Below are 20,641 nucleotides of genomic sequence, written 5' to 3' on the forward strand. Positions count from 1 at the left end.
AGGTGACAAAGGCATGACGATCAAACGCGCATTAATCAGTGTTTCCGATAAAACAAATCTTGTACCTTTTGTGAAAGAACTAACAGAACTTGGCGTTGAAGTGATTTCAACTGGTGGTACACACAAACTTCTTCAAGAGAACGGCATTGATGTCATTGGTATTTCTGAAGTGACTGGCTTCCCAGAAATCATGGACGGACGACTCAAAACGCTTCATCCGAACATTCACGGTGGACTGTTAGCAGTGAGAGAAAACGATGAGCATATGGCACAGATCGAAAAGCACGGCATTCAGCCGATTGATCTTGTCGTTGTGAATCTATATCCATTCAAAGAGACCATTTCCAAAGACGATGTCACGTATGAAGAAGCGATTGAAAACATTGATATTGGCGGACCGGGTATGCTTCGTGCTGCTTCTAAAAACCATCAGGACGTCACGGTGATTGTAGACCCGCGTGATTATGATTCTGTCGTTCAACAAATCAAAGAAGGCGGCGTCTCACTAGAGAAAAAACGTGAGCTTGCAGCAAAAGTATTCCGTCATACAGCTGCTTACGATGCCCTGATTGCGGATTATTTAACGAACTTTGTTGGCGAAACAGAGCCAGAACAGTTCACAGTCACATTTGAGAAAAAACAATCTCTTCGTTATGGAGAAAACCCGCACCAAGCGGCGACGTTCTATGAAAATGCACTTCCAAGCAAAGGCTCTTTAGCTACTGCAACGCAATTACATGGAAAAGAACTTTCCTACAACAATATCAAAGATGCAGATGCAGCTCTTCAAATTGTACGTGAATTTACGGAGCCAACGGCTGTGGCTGTAAAGCATATGAACCCATGTGGTGTTGGGACAGGTGAAACGATTGCAGAAGCATTTGACCGTGCATTTAAAGCAGATGAAACATCTATTTTCGGCGGCATTGTGGCGCTTAATCGTGAAGTAGACAAGCAAACGGCTGAGGTGCTCCATACGATTTTCTTAGAAATCGTCATCGCACCATCGTTCAGCCAAGAAGCACTTGATGTGCTAACAGCGAAAAAGAACCTTCGTCTACTAACATTAGATGTAGAAGCAGATCTTGGGAAAAAAGAAAAGCAGCTCACAGGTGTTCATGGTGGATTGCTCGTTCAGGATATCGACACATACGGCTTAGAGGAAGCAACGATCTCTATCCCAACGAAGAGAGAGCCAACTGAAGACGAATGGAAAGACTTAAAGCTCGCTTGGAAAGTCGTCAAACATGTGAAATCAAATGCCATCGTTCTAGCGAAGGATCAAATGACAGCAGGTATTGGTGCTGGTCAAATGAACCGTGTTGGCTCGGCTAACATTGCGATTGAGCAAGCAGGTGAAAAGGCAAAAGGCAGTGCACTAGGTTCTGATGCATTTTTCCCAATGGGCGATACAGTGGAAGCTGCTGCAAAGGCAGGCGTTACAGCGATCATCCAGCCAGGTGGTTCCATTCGTGATGAAGAATCAATCCAAAAAGCAGATGAATACGGCATCGCCATGGTCTTCACTGGCGTTAGACATTTCAAACATTAAGGGGATGACAGTGTGAACGTATTAATTATCGGCAGAGGCGGAAGAGAGCATACCATCGCATGGAAAGTGAATCAAAGCGAACTTGTCAGCCAAGTATTTGTCGCACCCGGCAATGATGGAATGACAGACGCAGCAAAACTTGTACCGATTGACGAGGGCGATCATGAGGCGTTAATTCGTTTTGCAAAAGACAATAACATCGGTTTAACAATTGTCGGTCCAGAGGTTCCTTTAATTGCAGGTGTCGTCGATGCATTTGAAGAAGCAGGTCTAAAGGTATTTGGACCGAATGCAAAAGCCGCAGTCATTGAAGGCTCAAAAGAATTTGCAAAAGACTTAATGAAAAATTATGATATCCCGACAGCCGCTTATGCCACTTTTACATCATTTGAAGAAGCGAAGGCATATGTGGAAGAAAAGGGTGCCCCAATTGTCATTAAAGCAGATGGGCTTGCCGCAGGAAAAGGCGTGACAGTGGCAATGGCGCTTGAAGAGGCAATCAACTGCCTCCATGACTTTTTAGAGGATGAAAAGTTTGGCGATGCGAGTGCATCGGTTGTCATTGAAGAATTTTTAACGGGTGAAGAGTTTTCTCTGATGGCCTTTGTCAATGGAGAAAAGGTGTATCCGATGGTGATCGCACAGGATCATAAACGGGCATTTGAAGATGACAAAGGACCAAACACCGGCGGGATGGGCGCTTATTCACCGGTTCCACAAATTTCTGATGAAGTGGTACAAAAAGCGGTGGAAGACGTCGTCAAACCAGCAGCTCGCGCGATGGTGCAGGAAGAGCGTTCGTTTACAGGCATTTTATATGCAGGCTTAATGCTGACACCAGAAGGCTCTAAGGTCATTGAGTTCAATGCACGCTTTGGCGATCCTGAAACGCAAGTAGTGCTTCCTCGTCTTGAATCAGATCTAGTTCAAGTCTTCCTAGACATTCTAGATGGAAAAGATGTGGACTTGCAGTGGAAAGACACAGCCGCTGTCAGTGTCGTTCTTGCATCAGAAGGATACCCGGAAGACTACGCAAAAGGCACACCAATCGGTGCTTTGCAAACAACGGTTTCTGATGTCGTGACCTTCCACGCAGGAACAAAAAAAGAAAACAATCAATTCGTCACAAATGGCGGCCGTGTAGCAAATGTGACCGCATTTGACGACACATTTGAAGCAGCAAGATCAAGAGTATATGAAGCGGTTGAAGAAATCATTCAGCCAGGTTTATTTTATCGCCGTGACATTGGCGCCCGTGCGCTGAAGGCAGCGGGGAAAACTAAGCACTGAATTTCAGCTAGTATAAATGATAGGTATTTAGTGAATCTATTGATTTATAGAATGAAATGATAATGGTGTAAAAATGTTGAAATATGTATATAATGTGTTAATATGGTTTTAAGTCCAATAAATGGGGAGGTGAATACTATGAAATTATTAATTATGCTAACTGGAACTTTCGGTATTTCATCAGCTACCGCGGGTGCCATTTTTGTAGCTTTAAATACAGCTTTTAATAGCGGATCGCTAACAATTGGAAGAGTTGCACTTTTAGCAGCTGGAACAGGAGTTGGTGCACTCTTAATTGCCAGTATCTTTGCTGTTGGTGGTACTTTTATTATGAAAAAATTAAAGGCTGGCAAAGCAGCAACTGTAGCTTGGTAAGAGTGATAAATCCGATATTACGATATCGGATTTATTTTAATAGGAGGTAAAATGTTTAAAATTATCATATTAGAAATTAAAGCGATTACAAGACAATATAAAGATATATATAAGATCAGTTCTAAAGAGGCCTTTATGTATCTTCTTTTTTTTATGTTAACTATACTTTTATTCTACATACTCAGTTTATTTGAAATTAAGTTATTAAATGTACAAAAAATTATTTGTGTTTTTTCTATTTTTTTATCAATAAGTATTCACAAAAATTCCCTTTATGAATATGTAAAAAATAAAAGAATTGAATATCCTGAGGTTTTCCCATTAAACAGAGAAAAGTTCTTTTATATCAAAGCAATAAAGTATGATTATATTGTACTGATGGAAAGTTTAATTATATTCATACCAATAGGAATAGCTTTTTGGTTAGCTGGTTACTCATCATTATATAACGCTATATTTTTCATCATTACAGCACTTCTTATTTATTTGATAACAAATAATATAGTTTCAGTAGTGAAATTTTTAAAAATGAAGTTAGCAAAACCAGTGGTTACAATCTTTTTGAAATCATTGATGTTAGTCTTATTCTTTTATATTGTTTCAATAGCTATAAGTGAATTAGAAAAAATAATAGGGTTTTTGTATAATGATAAGAAAATAGATCTAGTTACCTATTTTGATAGTCTTAGTTATTTTTTCTCGTTAGATATATTTAATTCTATTTTTATAATGCTCAGCTTTATGATATTGTTGATGGTTGTTTTATTAAAAGTGTTACTATATTCTAGATTGAATTTAGTGAATAATATAGAAAATAAAAGAGGGGTTTTATTTAATAGAAGATTTTTCAAGTCGCCGATTTTAAATAAAGAAATTAAATATCTTGCATCTCAAGGAATATTAGAAAAGGTTCTAACTAACTCTTTTGTTTATTTCTTTGCAAGTATACTGTTATTAATACTTAATTTTATAATGAAAGTTGAAATAATAATCCCTAATAATTTAGTATTGTTGCTATTGATTGGTGAGTGTTTGAGAGCAGTTGAGGAGTTATCAAAAAATTATTTAGGAAATGAAAAAAGATACGTAGAAAATTATATTCTTTCCGGGTTTGATTTAACTAATTTGTTAATAAATAAAATCATTTTGAACAACATTATTATTTTGGTTAGTATGCTTCCAATTTTAATTTTATTTAGTATTGTATTTAAATTCACACTAGCGATTTTTCTTTTAGCCCTAGTATGTCTAATACTAAATACAATTAGTTTTTCAATAATAAGTGTTTATTTTAATAGTGCTAAAACTTCATTTGTGAATAAACTGGCAATCCCGCACAGATATGCTCCATATAAAAAAATGGCATTCAATACTATGATTTTATACTCAAATTTAATCATTATTATTTTTTTCGAACTGCTGTTTAGTGGATGGTTTAGAATTTTGCTTAGTACGGTTATTTTAATTGTACAAACATTAATAGTCATAGTCAGTTTTTCTTTAATCTTAAGAAAGAAACGTGAGGTTTTGTATGGGGAATATTCTTATTCAGTATATAAAGAAAATAGATAGAGTAATGCTATTTAGCATCATGCTCTCTATTATTACACTAGGGATTTCTTTTTTTACAGGAATTAATATGAAAGATAGTTTTGTTGAGAATCATTTAGAACTAAGTTTTTGGGATATTTTTATAAATAACTCTGTAGTGTCCGTTCTATTTTTTTTAGGAGCTATAACGTTTGGTTTGTTAAGTTTTATATATCTTTTTATAAATGGTTACTATATTGGGACAACATTTTCATATAAAATTTCTAGTGAAGGCCTTCAACAAACAATGGAACTTGTTTTCTGGCATGGATTATTAGAAGTACCTTCATTAATTTTGAGTTCTTCACTAGGTTTTGTACCTTTAATATTGGTGATATTTAGTGCGCATTCAAGAAAAAAAATAAGAATAAGAAAATATCTGAAGTATTCAGTAGTAGTTATGATATTGGTGTTTATTTTAAATGCATTGGCAGCCCTAATAGAGAGTAAGACATTTTAAAGGGAGGATTATATGTACTCATCAAATGTACTTAATCAAAAAAAATATATACTTTTGTTTCTATTTAGTAGTATTTTGACGTATTCTCTAATTTATCAACATGTTGATACGGGTATAAATTCCATAGTTGATGATATTCTCAAAGCTTCAGGGGCGGATATGAATTCATTAGAATCTGAAGGGTTAAGAAAAATTGAGTTAATACTCACTAGTGTTTATTTTCAACTACCTATGCAACTTATTACAAGCTTAATAAACTTATATGCGATTGGTATTTTATATTATATTTTCAATAAGATTGTAAATGTTTTTAAGGTTAAAAAGGTTGAACTTACTTATTCAGGAATTGTCGATATACTTTATTTTGGTCTGTATATTCAAGTAGTTGATCTCTTAGTACAATCTATCATTATGATAAGTTCTAATACTTCTTTAGATTTCTATCAAAATTCATGGTCCTCATTATATTGGCTATACTTTATTTTAATCCAAACTTCATTGATTCTAACACTTTTCAAAAAGAAATATAATATTCTATATTCTCCTGCTATTTTCTTTATCGTTCTAATTTCAATTCAATGCATAATAAGGTTTGGTGGTTTATTTTGAGTTTATTAAGTGTTAGAAATCTAACTAAGATATTTGATGGAAATAAAGTTGTTTTAGATCATATATCTATGGAGTTAAAAGAGAATGACATCACATTTATATTGGGTTCAAATGGAGCGGGTAAGACCACATTATTACAGATCCTTTTAGGGTTAATTCAAAAGCAGGAAGGTGATATTTTATATCAAGGTAACAACCTAAGCTATCCTTTAACTAATGAATTCAAAAAGAAAATTGGTTATATTTCAGATCAACCTTTGTTAATTGAGTATTTAACAGCCTTGGAAAATTTGGAATATATTAGTTGTGTATATAATATTAAATTTTCTCGAAATGATTTCAATGGAATTTTACAAAAATATGGATTAACTGAGATAGATGATAAATTAGTAAAGAATTTTTCTCGAGGAATGCGTACAAAATTAAATCTATGTTTCTTAGATATTATTAACCCAGAGATTATCTATATGGATGAACCTACAATTGGACTAGATGTCATGAGCATTCAATATTTAACATCTAAAATTTTAGAATTCAAAAAAGAGGGTAAAACGCTCCTTATCACATCTCATGATATGGCATTTGTTATGCAACTTGCGGAACATATTTATATAATCCACGGTGGGAAAATCAAAAAAATGGACGATTTTAAAAATCATCCATCGTATTCTTTAAAAACATTTAATGAACATATCGAATCAAACATAAATTCAATGAAAGGTGGTTAAAACATGGTTATTAAAACATATATCATTGGTGTATTAGTCATACTTATGTTATTTCTCATAGCCATAAATAACATCATGTTGACTGCCATTAAGCAGAATAAATTGAAAAAAGGCGTAGCCATTAGTTATATGATCCTATCCATTTTTTCTGGCATTGCTATTTCTTCATTTTTAATTTGGAAGTTTTTTATTAGCTAAGAGGGGAATGAGTGTATGGTGCAATTGAAGAAACTTGCAAACGAGCGTTTTTCTGCTTTGATCTGTATGGATCCATTTAACGAGAGAATTCGTTTGGATGATTATAGCGGCAGGGTGCGTGATGTGATTCAGTCCGTGCTTCAGGAAGCGGCGGACTGCAAGGCGTCTAAGGTCATTGTAAAAGTAAGGCGTGAGCATATGCCGCTTTTTTTAGAAAAAGGCTTTCGGCTTGAAGGCGTGTTTTCTCATTATTTTCTCGGAAGTGATGCATGGGGCATGTCGCTCTTTCTGACCGAAGATCGAATGAACAGCCCATTTTGGTTGAAGGAAGATGAAATCGTTGCGTCTATTCAAGAAAAGCCGATTAAAAAAGACCAAGGCGTGTGGCAGGATGAGTATGTGATGAGGAAAGCCGGTCCAGAGGATGTGCACAAGCTGGCAGCGCTCTATGATACGGTCTTTGAAACGTATCCCACGCCAATGAATGAGCCAGATTACATCCGAAAGGTAATGGAGGAAGGGACGGTTTTTTATGCCGTTGAACATGACGGTCAACTTGTAAGTGCCGCTTCTGCTGAAATCAATGTACCGTATGGTCATGCAGAACTAACAGATTGTGCAACCCTTCCCACATACAGAAAACTAGGATTCATGCATCATTTGATTCTAGCCCTCGAACAAGAGCTTCAATCCATGCACATTTATGTCTTTTATTCTCTTGCCCGTGCACTGTCCTATGGAATGAATCAAGTGTTTTATCAGCTCGGGTATACATACACTGGGCGCTTTCAAAACAACTGCTATATTTTTGACAAAATTGAAGATATGAATCTATGGGTCAAAACGCCAAATGAATCATGAAATGGTTCTCATCTGATCAAGCAGACCAGATAGGCGGTACGCCATGATACTCAGCTGCAGCTTCATCCGATCATCAGTGGATTTGAGGCTGCAGCCTGTTCTCGTTTCAATTTGTTTCAACCGGTAGCTTAACGTATGCCGGTGAATAAACAATTCCCCCGCTGACTTTTGAATATTTTCATTGTGTGCCAAATACACTTCGAGTGTATGAATGAGGTCAGCTCCTTGTTTTTTTGTATAAAGCAGCGGGCTTAACAGCTCTACGTAAAAGTCATGCAAATTCATTCCGGCTTCGTTCATTTCAAGCAGCATACCATATAGACCGAGCTTCTGATAATGAATGATGCTGTCATCTGTTTTCAAAAGAGGAAGAAGCCTTGCTGCATACTGGGCTTCTTTTGCACTTTTGGCAAAGAGACTGATCTGGTCGTAGGCTCTTCCAATGCCAATCACAATGGGATGGACGGGGAAAAAATAAGACCAAGTACTGCGGCATTCTTCTGATGCGCGATACCAATTTGTTTCTTGGAAAGTGCTTTTCCCCGCTGGTGTCAGGACGAAAATGGAATCAAGCCTTGCCTTTAATAAAAAAGGAATTTGTCTGCGTTCAAAAATGGATGTGAGTAATTGGGATAGGCGCTGCACCATTTGATGATCGAGCTGTGTGTGCTGATGCTGAAATTGAAAGTAGATGACGACTTGTTCTTCGCTCATATCATATTGCAGCTTTCTTGCTTGTTCGATGACATAGCTTTCTTCTGTGTATTGCTGCTGCAACATATCATCCAATAAATGCCCCTGCATTTGGTTTTCTGTATCTTGAATGGCTTTTTGTTTCAACCATTCAATCGCATACACCGCACCAGCATGCTCAATGGCGATGGCATCGAGATGGTGCCACGTCTCTTTTTTCTTTAACGCCACAATGAACCCGAAAATATCCCCCATTGCAATCACAGGGCATGCGGCTAGAACAAACGCACCATATGTGTCATAGACGAGCCGGCCTTTTTCCTCTGCCTGCTTGAGCAGAGAAGAGGTTTCAATCGGTTCGTCATCTGTTAGAAAGCCAAAAGCATGAGAATAGGTCACTTCGTCTGTTTCGAGATGAGCTGCTGTTTGGTGCAAAAACACATCCAGTACGACGATATTTGCCGCTGTGAGATGTGCCAGTTCATCTGTAATTTGCGTGACATTTTTATTGCTCACATTTAAATGGGTCAGTCTTTGATGAATCGCGGAAGAATATTTGAGCTGATGGAGCTGACTGCTGACGATTTGTTCTAGAACGGCTTTTGTGATGTCTGAAAAATTGACATGGGGCGGAATCTCGATGAGCGGAATACCGCTATTTTCGGCGGCTTCAATGAGTGATGCGGGAATTTCCGTTAAGTACACGCCTTTATAAATGGCAATGGCTGAAAGACGATGAGATTGAATCAATTTTTCAAGCCGGATGCGTCTTTCTTTATTTTCTGTCAGCCCAAATCCAGTTGTAACAAGTAATTCTCCTTCGGAAAGTCTAGACGTGTCCTCAATAATTTCCACAATGGTCACCCACTGGATAAGACGATCCAGTCCATTTTCTCCAGCAAGCAGTTTGGTTTCTTTCATCATATCGAGCGAGAGTGCATCTTTGACGAGAATCGCCATAGACTCATGACCTCCTTTTGAACACTCTTATACACCATGTATAAAAAACACGTGTGAAATTCGGGCATATGGCGAATGGAGGATGACTGCCCTCTTGATTAAGCTAATCTTATACCAAGTATACAAAATTTTCTTGCGATTCATGTAAAAAGAAAAGTGCAGCTGCTGACAAGAGAGGGAGGAATGACAAAGTGGAGACCCGGGATTACTTAATCAAACCGATGTTAAATCAGCAATATCCTGTGGCTGTGAGAGGAGAGGGGATTTACTTATATGATCGGGACGGAAAAAAATATATAGATGGCTCATCAGGGGCAGTCACGGCAAGTATTGGACATGGCATACAAGACATTATTGATGCGATGACGGAGCAAGCGAACAAGGTGAGCTTTACGTACAGGTCACAATTTACGAATGAACCAGCGGAAGAACTAGCGTATGAATTGAGTACACTTTGCCCAGGTGATCTGAACTGGTCTTTTTTTGTAGGGAGTGGTTCAGAAGCAACGGAGACTGCTATGAAAATGGCGATACAGCATTGGCAGGAGCAGGGGAAGACGGAAAAAAATCATATCATCTCAAGATGGATGAGTTACCACGGCATTACATTAGGGGCGCTGTCGATGTCAGGTCATATTGCAAGGAGAGAGCGTTTTGAACCACTGCTTGAAAAGCACCCAGTGCTGTCTCCGCCCTATAGCTACAGGTCATGGCTGCCAAAGGAAGACAGCAAGCAGGTCGAGTGGTATGTCCAGGAATTTAAAACCGTCATCCAGCGTATAGGAAAAGAGAGGATTGCCGCATTGATCGCCGAACCGATTGTTGGCGCAGCGGGAGCGGCGCTCCTGCCGCCAGACGGTTATTTCGAAGCGATGAAGCGTGTCTGTGAAGAAAACGACATTTTAATGATCGCAGATGAAGTCATGACGGGCTTTGGACGAACTGGAAAAATGTTTGCGATGGAACATTGGGGCACGGTACCAGATATCATGGTTCTCGGAAAGGGCATGAGCGCAGGTTATTCTCCAATCGCAGCAGTTGTCTCAACGGATCGTGTGATGGCACCGATTATCAGCGGCTCCGGCTCTGTCATGGCAGGGCACACATATAGTGCCAATCCGCTTTCAGCAGCCGTTTCATTAGCGGTCATTCGATATATGAAAAAGCATCAGCTTCCCGACCGGGCTGATCTTTCTGGGCGATATCTGATGAATGCTTTAAAAGATTTGCAAGTAAATCATTCCATCATAGGAGATGTGAGAGGGAAGGGATTGCTGATTGGCATTGAGTTTGTCGCAGATCGTTTATCCAAAACGCCATTTCCTGCACATGCTCAGATAACCAATCTTGTCGTTGAAACGGCAAAACAAAATGGACTGCTGGTGTATCCAGCAAGCGCTGGAGAGGATGGAGTCGGAGGCGCAGCGGTTATGATCGCACCGCCGCTTTCCATCACACAGCAGGAAATGGATGAACTCATTGATTTATTCGGGCAGACCATCACACAAGTCGAACAAGAAGTGATCAATCGAGGATTTTTCCCATCTGCTATGTAAGGAGGAACGAACATGAACAAAACTGTGGGTTTGGATGAAGTGATGACGCGATTAAAAGATGGCATGACCATCATGTTTGGCGGATTTGGCGGCGTGGGTTCACCACCATCGTTGATTGATGCCATTTTGGAAGCAAATATTCAAGATCTGACATTGATCGGAAATGATGCAGGTTTCCCGCAAATTGGTGTGGGCCGGCTCATCACAGAAGGAAGAGTGAAAAAAATCATCGCCTCTCATATCGGCTCAAATCCCATTGCCGGACAGAAAATGCAGGCTGGTACATTAGACGTTCATTTTTATCCGCAGGGCATTCTTGCAGAAAAAATCAGAGCAGGCGGAATGGGGCTGGCGGGCATTGTGACAGATGTTGGGATGGATAGCCTGAATCTCGATGAGAAACAATTGGTTGAGCTGAATGGGAAGAATTATATGTTGGAGCCTGCGCTCACAGCGGATATTGCCATCGTCAATGCCTACAAAGCAGATGAAGTGGGAAACCTCATTTTTGATAAAAGCGCACGGAATACAAACCCGATTGTGGCGATGGCAGGAGACTGGACCATTGCGGAGGCAGAAGAAATTGTGGCAGCGGGGCAGCTCGATCCAGAAGAAATCGTGACGCCAGGCGTATTTGTGAATCAAATCGTGCAATCAAAAGGAGTGAACTGGACATGGGCATGGGAGACATCGATTTAAGACACCGTATTGCTAAAAGAGCAGCACAAGAAATTGAAGATGGCATGATTGTGAATCTTGGGATCGGCATTCCGACCCTAGCAGCAGATTACATTCCATCACATTACGAGGTGTGGCTGCATGCAGAAAACGGCATTATGGGTGCAGGAGCCTCGCCTTTGCAAGGGGAAGAAGATCCGAATTTATGCAATGCGGGCGGTTTTCCCATTACGTTAACAAAGGGCGGCTCGTACATGGACAGTACGACTGCTTTTGGCATCATCCGAAAAGGAATGCTGGATATGACGATTTTGGGTGCACTTGAAGTAAGCAGCCAAGGGGATCTTGCCAATTGGATTGTACCGGGGAAAAGAGTACCGGGTATGGGCGGAGCGATTGAGCTGGCGCAAAAAGCGAAAAAAGTGGTAGTGGTGATGAGCCATCTGGATAAACACGGTCGATCTAAAGTGAAATCGGCTTGTACATTGCCCTTAACCGCTAAAGCGTGTGTCGATTTGATTATTACGGATATGGCGGTCATTGAGGTCAAGTCTCAGCTGCTCATTTTACGTGAAGTCATGCCGCCATTTCAGCCGGAAGATGTCATAAGGGCGACTGAAGCGCCATTAATTTTAGCGCCTGATGTCAAATCTGTTGTGTAGAAAGGATGAACGACTTGCAGCCAATGACACGTATCAGAAACTGGATGAAAGAGCATCAGGATGAAGCCATTACGCTTCTTCAACAAATGGTGCAATGTGACAGCACCCAAGGGAATGAAGAAGAGGTTCAGCAGATCGTGGCCAATAAACTGTCCGCCATTGGCTTTGATGTAGACGTTTGGGAAATTGGCGGCGATGAATTACTAGAGCATCCTTATTTTTATTCCCCGCGCCGATCTTTTCAAGGGAGTCCAAACGTTGCTGGGCGATTGAAAGGAAAAGGTGGCGGCAAATCGATTTTATTAAACGGGCACGTAGATGTGGTTCCGGCAGGAGATAAGAATCAATGGACATATCCGCCTTACAGCGGGCATATCATAAACGGGAGACTTTATGGACGCGGGGCAACAGATATGAAAGGTGGAAACGTTTCTTTACTCTTTGCGCTTGAGGCACTGCATGCGCTTCAGATTCCCCTGAAAGGAGATGTGGTGTTTCATAGTGTCGTCGAAGAGGAAAGCGGTGGAGCAGGCACACTTGCAGCGATATTGAAAGGGTACACAGCGGATGCTGCCATCATTCCAGAGCCAAGTCATATGAACATTTTTCCGATTCAGCAAGGATCAAAGTGGTTCAGGCTGCATATTAAAGGAAGGGCAGCTCATGGCGGAACAAGGTATCACGGTGTTTCTGCTATTGAAAAGAGCACGGTGGTCCTTTCTCATATAGCGGCACTAGAAAAAGAAAGAAATCAGCGAGTGACGGAGCCTCTGTTTCAGCATATCCCGATTCCAATTCCTATCAACATTGGGAAAATTCAAGGCGGTGATTGGCCGTCCTCTGTCGCAGATCTTGTCACAATGGAAGGCAGGCTTGGTGTGATGCCAGGTGAGACAGTTGAGCAGGCAGAGAAGGAATTAGAAAATTGGATGACTGGACTCGCTGAAAATGATGATTGGTTTCAAGAACATCCTGTTGAGGTGGAGTGGTTTGGTGCTAGATGGCTTCCTGGGTCAATCGACTCTGATCACCCGCTTTTAGGTCTATTGAAGGAACAATATGAAGAGGTCATGCAGCACCCGCCAAAGGTGGAAGCCGCCCCTTGGGGGACAGACGGCGGATTACTGTCACAAGCAGCGGATATCCCAATCATTGTGTTTGGACCTGGAACGACAGAGCTTGCCCATTTCCCGAATGAATCCATTGAGATCAAACATGTGATTGAAGCAGCAGAAATCATTGCTGGTACGTTGGTCAAATGGTGCGAAGCAGCGGAGTGATTCACACACAAAAAAAGAAGGCTGTCTACTCAGCCTTCTCCAGCGTGCAGATAAACCCTCGCATTCGCCCGCTGGTCTGTGCGCCGGTGCTCGCCCTTCCTAGACTTCAAAGGTTTTCATGTCACGCTGAAAGGAAGACAAAGAGTTAAAATAAAATTCATTTAAGCCCTTTGTCAACAATCTGAAGAAGGCTGTCTACTCAGCCTTCTCTTTATGTGTATTCTGCTGTTCACACATATAGGTCACTGGACAAAAACGAAGAATACCAGAACCCAATTTTAATCCGCCGAGCATGATGCCAAAAAGCAGCATTTTACTCCATGGTTTTCGAGCATATAAGGATCCAGCTACAGTACATATCGTCATTCCGCAGGCAATTCTCATGAGCGCTTCCATTAAGCCAAGATTAGGTTTCATTGCAAGTGATTCTCCTTTTTTAAATTATTTTAAGTGTGATTTCAAGAAATTGTAACGTTTCATTAATGCGTAACGTGGTTCGTTATGTTACGATAGGGCTAATACAAATGAAGGAGAGTATGTGAATGTCCGAACGTACTTTTAATTGGAGAAACAATGACATCCGCACACAAATCGATGTAGTCGACTCAAAAATAGTTCCAACACTCCTTTTAACGAATGGACTCGTGCTAAACCCGTTTTTGAAGCAATGGGTGAAGGCAAATATTTGGATACATGATGATCGAATTGTTTATGTCGGAGCAGAGCTTCCTCAAAATAAATCAGCTAAACGTGTGATTGATTGTGAAGGTAAATACATTGTGCCGGGGTATATTGAACCTCACGCGCATCCGTTCCATATTTATAATCCCCAATCACTTGCAGAATATGTGTCTCAATTTGGCACAACAACAATGGTCAGCGATAACTTATTTCTTCTTTTGCAAAGCAACGAAAAGAAAGCGCTTTCCACTCTATGCGAATTAAAAAAGCAGCCATTTCAGTACTTCTGGTGGTCTAGATACGATCTTCAAACAGAGGTCAGGTATGAAGATGAGATGCTTCCTATTAACTATCGGAAAGAATGGATTGATCATCCTGACGTCCTTCAAGGCGGCGAATTAACGAGCTGGCCAAGATTAATGGACGGTGATGATCTCATTTTATATTGCATGCAAGAAACGAAGAAGCAGAGAAAACGAATTGAAGGACATTTCCCTGGGGCTTCTGAGAAAACGCTAACAAAAATGAAGCTGTTTGGAGCGGACAGTGATCATGAAGCAATGAATGCAGACGATGTGCTCAAACGCTTGTCTCTTGGCTATCATGTGTCCTTGCGTCATTCTTCCATCCGCCCAGATTTAGTGAACATTTTAAGAGAGTTGCATGAGCGTGACTTTAGGCACTACGATCACTTTTTCTATACAACAGATGGATCAGCACCTCATTTTTATGAAGAAGGCATGATCAATCGTCTCATTTCCATTGCCCTTGAAGAAGGCGTGCCTACTATTGATGCGTACAATATGGCGACCTTTAACATTGCGAAATACTATCAAATTGATGACTTATTAGGCGTGGTCGGTCCTGGCCGATTGGCTTCTTTGAATATTTTAGATGATCCGATGAATCCAAATCCAGAAACGGTGATTTCTAAAGGGGTGATCCTTAAATTAGAGGGGGAGAACCAGCATCAATTCCAAGAGACAAAATGGGAAAATGGCGGGCTTGAACCATTAGATTTAAGCTATGACCTGACGATGAGTGACTTGCAATTCTCAATGCCGCTCGGTGTCAAAATGCGAAATGCTGTCATTATGGAGCCTTATACAGTGGAGATTGATAACTCTGTCAATCAGCTGTCCTGTGACCATGATCAAAGCTTCTTCAGTCTGATTGATCGAAAAGGCGAGTGGCGCGTGAACACAATGTTAAAAGGATTTGCAAACAAGGTGCAAGGGTTCGTCAGCTCATTTTCAACCACTGGTGACATTTTAGTGATTGGGAAAAATAAAGATGATATGATGCTTGCTCATAAGCGAATGAAGGAAATTGGCGGGGGAATTGTGCTCACAGAAAACGGAAAGATTTTGCATGAAATCCCGCTGCAATTATCAGGCTGTGCATCAGCTGAACCGTTTGAAACGGTTCTTCAGCAGGAGCAAACGTTACGCGAGCTACTCATTGAGCGAGGGTATCCATTTGACTGCCCAATTGATACACTTGTCTTTTTCCAAAGCACACACTTGCCGTATATTCGAGTGACACCAAGAGGAATATTTGATGTCATGAAAAAAACTGTACTCTTTCCGTCTATAATGCGTTAAAATATAACAGAGTGGAGCTGTATCATATTTGCTAGGTTTCTGACCGCTGTTATAGGGCAGGAGTGAGCAAGAGATCTCTTCGCTGCTAGATATGGTGACAAAGCATAGGGCTTTGACATGACGAATGAAGTGCCCAATTGTAAAATGAATCTGTCGGTTACGCTGGCCGACCAACATATTTTGAATAATCAAGCAAGGCGGGGCGCAGGTTTGTCGTCTCGCCAAGCTTTCTACACATACTGTTTTTTTTAGGGAAAGACCTAACAGAGCAGAAGTGTTCTAGATATCGGAGGCAAACAAGTTTGTCAGATTGTCGCACAAGGAATATGACAAAACTTGTCGAATTTGTTTACGATAAAGAAGCTTCGGCTTACGAAAGAACCTGATGGCATTTTCAGCGTAGAACCAAACCTGTCATGATTCGTTCAAAGCTCATTGCTGAGGTTGAAAAAAATGAGTCAGGAAAGATACCGCTTTCTCGGAAAAGTCAGTGCGGAGCGGTGTGCCAATAGTAAAGGAGAAGATGTATAAAGATGCAAATTGATAAATTAAGGGGAAAAAGCTTAGATCAGCTATTCAACTCCATCTTGTCCCTTAAAGACCTGGAAGAATGTTATCGATTTTTTGATGATTTGTGCACCATCAATGAAATCCAATCTTTATCACAGCGTCTTGAAGTAGCGCGTATGCTTCGCGAGGGAAATACGTATCACAAAATTGAAACGGAAACTGGTGCAAGTACAGCCACTATCTCACGTGTCAAACGCTGCTTGAACTACGGAAATGATGCCTATACGATGGCACTTGACCGCGTAGCAGAGCAACAAGCAACGGACGAAACAAAATAAAGCAGCTTTCACTGCAAATATTCTTTATGATTTGTCGTTTTGAAGTTGAACAAAAAGAGCCGTTTCATTTGAAATGGCTCTTTTTGATATCATTAAGTTCTCCCATAAACCATCGTTCACCTTCATAGGACACTTCATCGTCATCAGTGATCACTACCTTAAAACCGATGGTTCGCATATTTTGCGGAACAGATAAATCCCATTCTTTTTGAATATTTCTCTGATCGGAAAGGGGAAGCCATGTCTGATACTCATCTTGTCTGTTGAAGAAATTTTTCACATAAGAATTCCCTTTAAACACAATGATTTGTGAATGCCATAATTCAGGTAGATCGACTGCGACCACGACACGATATATTTCCCTGTCGTTTTGTTTCAAATCAATGAGATGCTCAGCTCTATTCAATAGAGTTTGAATGCATAGACGTTTGATCTTTTTCGGTGTTCTGTTGGACGTCATAAAATCATCAGCCGCTGGTAGAGGCAGATGCCAGTAGTCAGAAACATTCGCCGGAAACGACTGCGTATTTGCGTTCATTTCTTTTATGATCTGTTGAGTCTTTCGTTTCATACCGCGGACCTTTTTTCACGCATACTCTTTCTCCTTATCATAGATCTATTAAGTTCTTTATACGTGATTGAGCAAAAATGTCAACAAAAAAAGGTGCGGAAACGCACCTTTTTAAGCTAGACAGACTGCTCTGTGCCTGAGAACATAGGGACTTCACTTGTCTGGCCGTTTTCTTGTCTAAAAATAATATGTTTTTCGTTAAAATGAATAGGTGATTCAATTCCAGCTGCTGCGCATAAATTAAACAAACCTTCTCTAAGGGACAGGATATAATTGCAGACTCGGTATTTCTTTTCTTCAATGGATAAACCTTTTTGCAGCTTTGGATCTGTGGTGGCAACCCCAACAGGGCATTTATTCGTGTGGCATACTTGCGCCCGAATACAGCCAACCGAGAACATCAATCCTCGTGCGATATTCACAAAATCTGCTCCCATGGAAAGGGCAATTGCGATTTTATCAGGGGAGAGAAGTTTACCAGACGCAAACAGCTTGACCTGATCTCGAACCCCATATTTCTTCAAAATTTGATGGACCATCGGCAGTGCGGTGAAAATGGGCAGGCCTGCGGAATCAGCCAGTTCATGAAAGGAAGCACCTGTGCCACCTTCTCCGCCATCCACTGTAATGAAATCAGGATGTTTTCCGCTTTTTTTCATATAGAGAGCAAGCTCCTCGATATCTTCTTTATGCCCAACAACTAGCTTGATTCCAACTGGTTTTCCGCCGATGTTTCGCAGTTGTTCAATAAAATCAAACATGTCAGGAATGGAGTGAAACATCTCGAATCGGTTCGGACTGTCAATGGATTGGTGCGGCGGCAGTTTACGGATTTGGGCAATTTCTTCTGTGACTTTTTCACCGTCAATGTGTCCCCCGCGTGTTTTCGCTCCTTGTGCTAGCTTGAGTTCAAAGGCTTTTACTTCATCATGTTCACTTTTTTTCTTAAACTCTTCAAACGAAAATGCGCCATCCTCCGTACGAACCCCAAATAAACCAGGTCCAATCTGACAAATGATATCGGCGCCCCCTTTGAGATGGTAAGGCGAAAGCCCGCCTTCACCTGTGTTCATCCATGTGCCGCCCGCCATTTTTAAGCCGGAGGATAGAGCAGTAATCGCCCGGTCGCCTAAGGAGCCGTAGCTCATGGCTGATTGACCAATCAATCCCTTGACGCGGAAGGGTTTTTGGCACGTATGTTCACCAATGATTTGTACATCTTCTTCATGGAGATAATAAGGTTTTGCTTCGACTTCTTTCGTATGTTCACTTCTTCTAAGTAAATTATCTTGATCAATTTGATACACTTTTGTTTGAATGTTTTCTGATTGGTCGATGCGCAATTCCTCTCGCTGCTTTGGAAAGAGGACGTTTCGAATGTAATAACCTGGCTTGTCAAAATCACGTTTTGAACCAAATCCCATTGTCCGGCTGTTGTATTTTCCAGACATGACGGCCTGCTCGTATTCTCTTCTTGAAAAAGGAAGTTCCTCTCGATCATTGAGAAAGAGATATTGGCGAAGCTCAGGTCCTATTTTTTCAAAAATGAACCGCAATTTTCCAATGACCGGATAATTCCGCAGGACAGAGTGTTCTTCTTGTTTTTCATCTCTCATCCAAATCCATAGTAATAGCACGACAGGTACGATCAAACAAATCACAATAAGTGCGCCTATGACAATGAAAGTCGTTGTCATCCATATCCCCTCTTTTCTCTTTAATTGTTGTTGTTATTCCACTTTTCGGTCAAAGAGAAACCACATGGCAAGAACAACATACTGTGACGTTTAGAAATGAAAAGGCAGGGTAACTTAAAAATAAGATCAAAAGGGGAGGGAACAAACATGAATAAGCGTCCAAATACGTATGTACTTGCTGGATTAGGAGTTGGAGGTGCTGTGTTATTAGCGGTTAAAAATAAACAGCATCTGAAGAAATGGATCAGCATGTTCCGATCAGATGAAAAGGTTCCTGAAAAAGCTGGTCACCCTGATCCGTTAGATATTCAAGACAACAAGATGGTCGATGAAGGGGCCATGACATCTGTTCATTATTTTAATGAAGTGAGACAATAGCTTTAAAAAACCGTTTTGAATCAATCAAAACGGTTTTTTCTTGTCTTTCTTTTGACATGATATTTAAGAGGATCGACAATGGTAAAACCAATCAGTCCATTGTGATCAGGCGTTGAGAATTGAAATTCAATGCCCGATAAATGATAGGTTGAGAGAACTTCCTGATCCGTAAAACGTAACGAAAGCTCGTCCTCATAAACGGGTGTGTGCTTCAACACCTTGGCTTCTTCTGCAAATAACTCCAGCCCAGCCACTCGGTCCTCTTTGTCGATGTCTACGTTCACACATTCATTCACGTCTAATTCAATGGTTTCTTTAATTGTCCCGATTCGAGGCGGGATGAGATAGATGTATCCGATGTCGATCGTTTGATCATATGTGATGGTTCTTTTCAAATCATTCACCTGCTTGGTCGATAGTAAAATGTTCCTTTCATGTATAATATCATGTGATGAGATGAAGTAGCTCTCATTTCAGTTCAGTATCCATCTATTGATCTCCCTCAGCTCCTATTGAAGTGGAGCTTTTCATATAGTCTCCATTCACCTCGCCTAAAGTGAAAATCGACTATTTTCAAAAGAATGAAACTTTTAGCTGAAGGAGGTTACCCATTTTTTGCGGTGTCTGATTTTGTTATAATATTTAAATGGAATGAAACGAATGGAGGAACGTTTTTCATGTATGATGTTACCGAGTGGAAGCATGTCTTTAAACTCGATCCAAATAAAGAGATTTCCGATGAACAACTTGAAGCGATTTGTGAATCCGGTACGGATGCCATTTTAATTGGCGGCAGTGACAACGTGACAGAAGACAACGTGCTGCAACTGATGTCAAAGGTGCGCCGCTTTCTTGTGCCATGTGTCCTTGAAATCTCGACACATGAGATGATTGTGCCTGGCTTTGACCTGTATTTTATCCCCACTGTGTTAAACAGCGCTCATCCTGATTGGATTGTTGGTCTGCATAAGGATGCGATGAAGGAATACGGTGATTTGATGTCAATGGAAGAGATTGTGCCGGAAGGATATGTCATCTTAAACGAAGAGTGTAAAGCGGCTAAGCTGACAGAGGCAAATACGGCACTGGATATAGATGACGTAAGGGCTTATGCGAGAGTGGCAGAGCACTTGATGAAACTGCCCATCTTTTACTTAGAATACAGCGGAACGCTTGGAGACATAGAGCTTGTGAAAGAAACCAAAGCAGTGCTACATGAAACGGTTCTATTTTATGGCGGCGGTATTGAAAGCGAAGAGCAGGCGAAAGACTTTGCACAGCATGCAGACGTTGTCGTCGTGGGAAACGTCATTTATGACAATTTTAAGGAAGCGTTAAAGACAGTCGACGCAGTGAAAAAGTCATCATAG

General features: G+C 40.7%; 21 protein-coding genes. 16 read left to right on the top strand and 5 right to left on the bottom strand.

Annotation, left to right across the window (positions count from 1 at the left end; genetic code table 11):
- The first annotated feature begins 13 nt into the window (after nucleotides 1-13).
- The 8 genes from purH (at nucleotide 14) to ablB (ending at nucleotide 7,663) form a co-directional block, all read left to right on the top strand.
- Nucleotides 14-1,552, top strand: a complete 1,539-nt coding sequence (purH, locus tag MHI41_RS03295) for a bifunctional phosphoribosylaminoimidazolecarboxamide formyltransferase/IMP cyclohydrolase (protein WP_057078367.1) — start codon at nucleotides 14-16, stop codon at nucleotides 1,550-1,552.
- A gap of 12 nt (nucleotides 1,553-1,564) precedes the next feature.
- The gene (gene purD, locus MHI41_RS03300) at nucleotides 1,565-2,842 is read left to right on the top strand and encodes a phosphoribosylamine--glycine ligase (RefSeq protein ID WP_282833958.1); all 1,278 of its coding nucleotides are present in this window, start codon (nucleotides 1,565-1,567) and stop codon (nucleotides 2,840-2,842) included.
- A gap of 138 nt (nucleotides 2,843-2,980) precedes the next feature.
- The gene (locus tag MHI41_RS03305; RefSeq protein ID WP_272511911.1) at nucleotides 2,981-3,217 is read left to right on the top strand and encodes a hypothetical protein; all 237 of its coding nucleotides are present in this window, start codon (nucleotides 2,981-2,983) and stop codon (nucleotides 3,215-3,217) included.
- A 51-nt stretch (nucleotides 3,218-3,268) separates the two neighbouring features.
- Nucleotides 3,269-4,789: a hypothetical protein gene (locus MHI41_RS03310; RefSeq protein ID WP_342494545.1), complete on the top strand. Its 1,521-nt coding sequence runs from the start codon at nucleotides 3,269-3,271 to the stop codon at nucleotides 4,787-4,789.
- Nucleotides 4,749-5,267: a stage II sporulation protein M gene (locus MHI41_RS03315; RefSeq protein ID WP_282833960.1), complete on the top strand. Its 519-nt coding sequence runs from the start codon at nucleotides 4,749-4,751 to the stop codon at nucleotides 5,265-5,267. The genes MHI41_RS03310 and MHI41_RS03315 overlap by 41 nt, the downstream gene beginning before the upstream one ends.
- Nucleotides 5,268-5,279: 12 nt before the next feature.
- On the top strand, nucleotides 5,280-5,876 hold the full coding sequence (locus MHI41_RS03320) for a hypothetical protein (RefSeq protein WP_282833961.1): 597 nt from the start codon (nucleotides 5,280-5,282) through the stop codon (nucleotides 5,874-5,876).
- On the top strand, nucleotides 5,873-6,604 hold the full coding sequence (locus tag MHI41_RS03325; protein WP_282833962.1) for an ABC transporter ATP-binding protein: 732 nt from the start codon (nucleotides 5,873-5,875) through the stop codon (nucleotides 6,602-6,604). The genes MHI41_RS03320 and MHI41_RS03325 overlap by 4 nt, the downstream gene beginning before the upstream one ends.
- A 213-nt stretch (nucleotides 6,605-6,817) precedes the next feature.
- Nucleotides 6,818-7,663 carry a putative beta-lysine N-acetyltransferase gene (ablB, locus tag MHI41_RS03330; protein WP_251185434.1) on the top strand — a complete coding sequence of 282 codons (846 nt, stop codon included), beginning with the start codon at nucleotides 6,818-6,820 and terminating at the stop codon, nucleotides 7,661-7,663.
- Here the strand turns inward: ablB and MHI41_RS03335 are convergent.
- Nucleotides 7,658-9,316: a PucR family transcriptional regulator gene (locus MHI41_RS03335; protein ID WP_046342866.1), complete on the bottom strand. Its 1,659-nt coding sequence runs from the start codon at nucleotides 9,314-9,316 to the stop codon at nucleotides 7,658-7,660. The genes ablB and MHI41_RS03335 overlap by 6 nt on opposite strands.
- A gap of 191 nt (nucleotides 9,317-9,507) precedes the next feature.
- Between MHI41_RS03335 and MHI41_RS03340 the strand changes: the two genes are divergently transcribed.
- From MHI41_RS03340 to MHI41_RS03355, 4 genes are read left to right on the top strand one after another with little or no spacing between them, the layout of a single operon-like run.
- Nucleotides 9,508-10,872, top strand: a complete 1,365-nt coding sequence (locus MHI41_RS03340) for an aspartate aminotransferase family protein (protein WP_019743752.1) — start codon at nucleotides 9,508-9,510, stop codon at nucleotides 10,870-10,872.
- Between the two features lie 12 nt (nucleotides 10,873-10,884).
- Complete coding sequence (locus MHI41_RS03345) at nucleotides 10,885-11,571, top strand: CoA transferase subunit A (protein WP_008344277.1); 687 nt, start codon at nucleotides 10,885-10,887, stop codon at nucleotides 11,569-11,571.
- Complete coding sequence (locus MHI41_RS03350) at nucleotides 11,547-12,212, top strand: 3-oxoacid CoA-transferase subunit B (protein ID WP_008344276.1); 666 nt, start codon at nucleotides 11,547-11,549, stop codon at nucleotides 12,210-12,212. Before MHI41_RS03345 ends, MHI41_RS03350 begins: the two co-directional genes overlap by 25 nt.
- Nucleotides 12,213-12,226: 14 nt before the next feature.
- A complete protein-coding gene (locus MHI41_RS03355; protein ID WP_251185435.1) occupies nucleotides 12,227-13,492 on the top strand; it encodes a peptidase in 1,266 nt (421 codons plus the stop codon).
- Nucleotides 13,493-13,687: 195 nt separating this feature from the next.
- Here MHI41_RS03355 and MHI41_RS03360 read toward each other — a convergent pair whose 3' ends face one another.
- Nucleotides 13,688-13,909 (bottom strand): DUF2892 domain-containing protein, encoded by a 222-nt coding sequence (locus tag MHI41_RS03360; RefSeq protein ID WP_008344274.1) that lies wholly within the window; start codon nucleotides 13,907-13,909, stop codon nucleotides 13,688-13,690.
- 125 nt (nucleotides 13,910-14,034) lie between these two features.
- Here MHI41_RS03360 and MHI41_RS03365 point away from each other — a divergent pair, with 125 nt between their 5' ends.
- Nucleotides 14,035-15,777, top strand: coding sequence for an adenine deaminase C-terminal domain-containing protein (locus tag MHI41_RS03365; protein ID WP_041093185.1), 1,743 nt, complete (start codon nucleotides 14,035-14,037; stop codon nucleotides 15,775-15,777).
- Nucleotides 15,778-16,310: 533 nt separating this feature from the next.
- Nucleotides 16,311-16,625 (top strand): YerC/YecD family TrpR-related protein, encoded by a 315-nt coding sequence (locus MHI41_RS03370; RefSeq protein ID WP_007496879.1) that lies wholly within the window; start codon nucleotides 16,311-16,313, stop codon nucleotides 16,623-16,625.
- 64 nt (nucleotides 16,626-16,689) lie between these two features.
- Here the strand turns inward: MHI41_RS03370 and MHI41_RS03375 are convergent, their stop codons facing one another.
- Nucleotides 16,690-17,196 (bottom strand): DUF3916 domain-containing protein, encoded by a 507-nt coding sequence (locus MHI41_RS03375; protein WP_342494546.1) that lies wholly within the window; start codon nucleotides 17,194-17,196, stop codon nucleotides 16,690-16,692.
- Between the two features lie 116 nt (nucleotides 17,197-17,312).
- On the bottom strand, nucleotides 17,313-18,893 hold the full coding sequence (locus tag MHI41_RS03380; protein ID WP_144684816.1) for an FMN-binding glutamate synthase family protein: 1,581 nt from the start codon (nucleotides 18,891-18,893) through the stop codon (nucleotides 17,313-17,315).
- A 147-nt stretch (nucleotides 18,894-19,040) separates the two neighbouring features.
- On the opposite strand from MHI41_RS03380, the gene MHI41_RS03385 reads away from it, so the two are divergent.
- Entirely contained in the window at nucleotides 19,041-19,271 is a 231-nt protein-coding gene (locus tag MHI41_RS03385) for a hypothetical protein (protein WP_019743748.1), read from the top strand.
- A gap of 20 nt (nucleotides 19,272-19,291) precedes the next feature.
- Here MHI41_RS03385 and MHI41_RS03390 read toward each other — a convergent pair whose 3' ends face one another.
- Complete coding sequence (locus MHI41_RS03390; protein WP_019743747.1) at nucleotides 19,292-19,666, bottom strand: DUF2283 domain-containing protein; 375 nt, start codon at nucleotides 19,664-19,666, stop codon at nucleotides 19,292-19,294.
- A gap of 282 nt (nucleotides 19,667-19,948) precedes the next feature.
- Between MHI41_RS03390 and MHI41_RS03395 the strand changes: the two genes are divergently transcribed.
- On the top strand, nucleotides 19,949-20,641 hold the full coding sequence (locus tag MHI41_RS03395) for a heptaprenylglyceryl phosphate synthase (RefSeq protein WP_008344257.1): 693 nt from the start codon (nucleotides 19,949-19,951) through the stop codon (nucleotides 20,639-20,641).

The organism is Bacillus sp. FSL M7-0307, from assembly GCF_038627835.1.
Lineage (GTDB): Bacteria > Bacillota > Bacilli > Bacillales > Bacillaceae > Bacillus > Bacillus altitudinis.